General features: G+C 68.5%; 2 protein-coding genes and 1 pseudogene. All 3 read left to right on the top strand.

Features of this window, described 5'->3' with window-relative positions:
• A pseudogene (locus JOZ00_RS11125) lies at positions 1 to 498 on the top strand (hypothetical protein); the annotation flags it as partial.
• 72 nt (positions 499 to 570) lie between these two features.
• Positions 571 to 972 carry a hypothetical protein gene (locus tag JOZ00_RS11120; RefSeq protein ID WP_293343672.1) on the top strand — a complete coding sequence of 134 codons (402 nt, stop codon included), beginning with the start codon at positions 571 to 573 and terminating at the stop codon, positions 970 to 972.
• Between the two features lie 56 nt (positions 973 to 1028).
• Positions 1029 to 3565: carboxypeptidase-like regulatory domain-containing protein (locus JOZ00_RS11115; protein ID WP_293343670.1), on the top strand; the 2537-nt coding region annotated here is incomplete at its 3' end.

Raw genomic sequence — 3565 nt, 5'->3', positions numbered from 1 at the left:
CTGATCGAGTCAGAGCGCGCGGCCGCGATCCAGCGGCGCCTGATCCACCGGCTGGGGCGGCGCTGTGCCTGGGCGCAGATGCGCGACGCGCCGACCGCGGCCCGGGTCGCCGGCCAGGCGCCGGCGCTGCTGCAGGCGCTGGACCTGTCGGCCGGGCGGGCGGTGGCGCTCGTGCGGGCCGCTCGCGAGGTCGCACGTGGCCACGTTGACCTTTACGACGTCGAGCAGCCCGAGCGCGCATGGAGCCGGCTGCGCGCAATCCGCGGAATTGGCTCCTGGACGATCCAGATGCTCGCGTTCACCGGGCAGGGGCGGCTCGATCAGCTTCCTGCCGGCGATCTCGGCTACCTGAAGCTGGTGGGGCGGCTGCGATCGGGCGACCCGTTCGCGCGCGCCACCGAGGAGGAGGTCACGGAGCTGTTCGCCCGGTATGACCCGTGGGCCGGGCTGGCCGGCCTGCACGCGTTGCGCGTCCCGCAGGCGCGGATCGCCGCGTAACCACGCCGGCCTCGCCATCCTGTGGTGTTGAGGCTAGGTATGTGTCACGCGCATGGCCAAGGAACGCGGTGCATGATCGTGCTGCTGACCGCGGTGGTTTTGGCGGGGTGCGGCGGGAGTGCGGCCAAGCCGCGGTCCGCGCACCGGCCCGCGCCGGCGCAGACTTTCACCTATGCCGATAACGGACGGACCGTGACGCTGGGCGTGGGCAGGCGTGCGCTCGTGAAGCTCGACACCCTCGATTGGTACATCGACGCGGTCTCCGGCTCGGCGCTGCGCGCCGTCGGCCCCCAGCGCTCCGTTCACATCCTCAAGGGCTGCGGCGCCCCCCAAGGGTGTGGGTACATGGAGCTGACCGTGGACGCGGTGGCGCCTGGGCGCAGCGTGGTGCGGGCTCAGCGCGGGCTGTGCGGCGAGCTGTTCATCTGCCCGCGCAAGTTGCGCAAGTTTGCCCTGACGGTCGTCGTTCACTGAGGCGCGGGCGCACCGGGGGCCCCGCGGCGGGTGTCACACGGACAGGGGAATCACGGATGCGCAGAGGGTGGGTCTTTCGTTGCTGGTTGCTGACCGCGGCGGCGGCTTTGAGCTGCGCGCTGGCCCCGAGCCTCGCCCGGGCGACTCCGGTCAAGCGCTACGGTGGCCCGACCCGCTCGCTCGGGACCCACGGCACCCCCACGATTCAGACCCTGCGTGCGCTCGCCAAGGTCAAAACGGGAGCCTCGGCCAACCCCGCGTCCACGACGGCGCCCACCAACGTCCCGAACAACGGTGGGCCGGTCATGAGCAACGTGACGATCTACAACATCTTCTGGGTGCCGGCCGGAAACCCGTCCCCGAACGAGTCGCTGATCAACCAGTTCACCGAGGATGTCGGCGGTCAGCTCATCAACCTCCTTTCGCAGTACGGCGTCCAGAACCAGCTTGGCTACGGCGGCTCGTGGGTCGACACCAAGGCCCTCCCATCGGGCCGCAGCACGTACACCCCGCCGGGAGAGAGCGCGCGGCCGATCCTGCTCGAGTCCGACATCCAGGGCGTGATCGCGGACGCCCAGAACGCCAATCCCCAGTGGCAGCCGCCGAGCCTCAGCGTCTTGTACATGGTCTACCTGCCGATCGGCACCGAGCTGTGCAGCTCCTCGGCGGGGTGCACGTTCACTCCGAACAGCTACAACCTCGGCGGGATCTGCGCCTACCACGGGGCCTACGTCGAGGACGCGAATCCCGGCGCTCAGGTCGTCTATGGCGCCATGCCGTCCGACGGCGACCGCATGGACAGCTGCGGAGCCGGGAACACCGTCACCTACGGGTACAACGGCTCGAACGGTCCTAACGTCGATCCCGCCACGGATTCTGAGATCAGCACCGCCAGTCACGAGATCTTTGAGGCGCTGACCGACCCCGAGCCGATTCACAACACGGCCTGGAATGGCGGGACCAACCCGACCGACCCGAACTTCAAGCGTCAAGGCGAGATCGGCGACATGTGCGCCTACATCTACAACCGCGACGGATACAGCGACGGCGGTGACATCACGATCAACGGCGACCGCTACTTCGTCCAGTACGAATGGGACAACGCCACCTCCTCGTGCGTGCTGCCCGGCGGCGCAATGCAACCCTCGCATTTCTATACGGGGTGTGTGGCCAACACACTGACCGCCACCAACGAGGGCTCGACCGGCTCAGTCACGCTGCCGTTCACCGCTGACTTCTTCGGCACGTCCTACGACAGCGTGTATGTCAACAGCAACGGCACAGTGAGCTTCGGCGCGCCGGTCGACACGTACGCGCCGTTCTCGTTGACCAGCTCGCAGACGCCGATCATCGCGCCGTTCTTCGCCAACGTGGACACCACCGGGCTCGGGCCACCCGTTCCCTCGGGCCTGGTCACCTACGGCAGCACCACGTACGAGAACGAGCCCGCCTTCTGCGTGGACTGGCGCAACGTCGGTTACTGGCAGGGGATGACCGACAAGCTCGACAGCTTCCAGTTGCTGCTCGTCCAGCGCCCGGACGCCGGCCCCGGCGATTTCGACATCATCTTCAACTACGACCGTGTCCAGTGGGACTCGGGTGGGCCCCAGGTGATCGCCACCGACCGCCCCGCAGCCGCCGCGCTCGGGTTGGACGTCGCCGAGATCGGCTACTCCAACGGCATCGCCAACTCATTCGAGCTGAGCGGATCCGGTCAGGAGGGCGCCTTCCTCGATTACGGCGTCAACGCGCTCACCCTCGCCAGCGACGGCAGCGCCCAGCCGGGGCGCTACGTGTTGCCCGTTCGTCAGGAACAGACCGTCCAAACCGGCTCGCTCACCGGTGCGGTCAGCGACTCCTCTTCTAACCCGGTCGCCGGGGCGCTGGTGCAGGCCTGCGCGCAATCGCTGCTCACGCAGTCTTGCCAGCTCGCGATCACCAACGCCGCCGGCGACTACTCGTTCGCGACGCTCCCACTGGGGGGATACAGCGTGACCGTCTCGCCGCCGCCCGGCTCCACGCTCGAGCCGGTGACGCAGCCCGTCCTTCTCGACATCGGCACCAACACGCTGGACTTCACCCTGCCCGGGCCCAACCCACCCCCGTCCGGGGTCACCGTGAACGGCGTCGGCACCGAGAACGGCATTCCGGTCATCAATTGGGGGGCCAGCGCGTCCATCACGTACACGGGCGGTTGCCTGTTCGGCACGGGGACCTGGACCGTCAACGCCGAGAACACGCACACCGGCGCCGAGCAGACCGTGAACGGTCCGCTCACCGAGACGCCGTACGGCAGCGGCGACTACTCCGGGACCATTCCGCCGCTCTATCCGATGCACGGGCAGGGCACGCTGACCATGTCGATCAGCTGTCCGGTCCCGAGCCAGGACCAGACGCTCTCATTCACGATCTACATCGACCCGAGCGGCAGCGTGGTCGACACCAACGGCAATCCGATCGCCGGCGCCACCGTCACGCTGCTGCGCTCCGACAACCCCACCGGGCCGTTCTCCCCGGTTCCGAACGGCTCGGCGCTGATGTCGCCGGCCAATCGCCGGAACCCGGATCTCACCCACGCCGACGGCAGCTTCGG

The sequence above is a fragment of the Mycobacterium sp. genome (genome assembly GCF_019243155.1).
Classification (GTDB): Bacteria; Actinomycetota; Actinomycetes; order Mycobacteriales; family Mycobacteriaceae; genus Mycobacterium.
Note: the sequence above shows the minus strand (reverse complement) of the source record. Positions and strands in the feature narration are given on the sequence as shown.

Bases quoted from the DNA above. Each gene is read 5' to 3' on its own strand.
- JOZ00_RS11120 (WP_293343672.1), top strand. From the start codon at position 571: ATGATCGTGCTGCTGACCGCGGTGGTTTTGGCGGGGTGCGGCGGGAGT.